Source organism: Delftia sp. WSY_10 (assembly GCF_043104705.1).
GTDB lineage: Bacteria > Pseudomonadota > Gammaproteobacteria > Burkholderiales > Burkholderiaceae_C > Comamonas > Comamonas tsuruhatensis.
The window spans coordinates 1-1291 of sequence record NZ_JBICKY010000028.1 but is presented as its reverse complement, the minus strand read 5'-3'; the positions used below and the strand labels follow the sequence as shown (position 1 = coordinate 1291).

At 65.5% G+C, this 1291-nt stretch carries 1 protein-coding gene; it reads right to left on the bottom strand.

Annotated features, from left to right (window positions below; all coding sequences use genetic code 11):
- Positions 1 to 1291 (bottom strand): type VI secretion system Vgr family protein (locus ACF8ML_RS12655; protein ID WP_392407211.1); only part of this gene is annotated, 1291 nt, incomplete at both ends.

The following is a 1291-nucleotide window of genomic DNA, read 5'->3' as shown; positions in this document are numbered from 1 at the left end:
CGCCACCACCGCCCACGGTCAGCGAGTACTGCGAGCCCACTTCGGTGCTTTGCTTGCTGCCGACCTTGACCTGGCGCTCCTGCCCCACGGTGAGGCTCTGGTTCATGCCCACATGGGTCTGCATGGCCACGCCGATGTTTTCCATGTAGTTGACGCCGATGTTCATCATCTTCATCCCACCCACGTTCTGCATGTAGGCCATGCCTATGGTCTGGGTCTTGAGCAGGCCGACCGTGACGTGCCAGTTCTGGCCTATCTTGTCGGTCTCGGTCTTGCCGATGGTCTTGCTGCGGTTCTTGCCGATGGAGATGTTCTCGTCGATGCCAACGTCTTCATTGCGGTTGTCGCCGATGCTGATCTTCTCGTCGTGGTCCACCCGCTCCGTGCGGTTGTTGTGCACGGTGATGGTCTCGTCGCGGTCCACGGTCTCGGTGCGGTCGCGGTGGATGACGCTGGTCTCGTCCCGGTCGATGGTCTTGCGCCGGTCGTTGCCCACCCATTTGTCCTCGTCGTTCTCGACCTCGGTGAGCTGGTCCTTTTGCGCATGCAGCCACAGCTGTTCGGCGCCCGCCTTGTCCTCGAAGCGGATGGCGTTGGCGTCGCCCGGGCCGTTCTTCATGCCCGCGCCTGCGGCACCGCCCTTGCTCGACCGGGTCTTGATGCCCGATTGCGTGGCGTTGGCCGGCAGCGCCCAGGGCGGCATGTTGGCCGCGTTGTAGACGCAGCCCGTGACGATGGGATAGTCCGGGTCGCCGTTGAGGAAGTCCACCACCACCTCGTGCCCTATGCGCGGGATGGAGATGGCGCCAAAGCCTGGTCCTGCCCAGTTGGTGGCCACGCGGATCCAGCAGCTGGAGTTCTGGTCCTTGCTGCCCAGCCGGTCCCAGTGGAACTGCACCTTGATGCGGCCGTATTCGTCAGTCCAGATTTCTTCTCCGGCCGGGCCCACGACGACGGCGGTCTGCGGGCCCGTGGTGCGCGGCTTGGGCGTGGTGCGCGGCGGCGTGAAGGCCAGGCTGGTGGGCTGGGCCTGCAGTTCGTAGCGCTGGAAGGAGCCGTCTTCGGCGGCGCTGCCCTTGGCGCCCGGGGCCACGGCACTGACGCGGGGATTCTCCTTGAGGTGGTAGCTCAGGCCCGTGATCAGGTACTGCCGGTTCTGGTCGCCGCGCGGGTAGTTGTAGAGGCTGAAGGTGTAGCCCGTGGCCAGCGCCCGGTGGCAGGACTGGCCCCGCACCCGGCTGTGGCCCGTGAGGCCTTGCTTCAGTCGCACGCGGTTGTAGGCATCTCCATC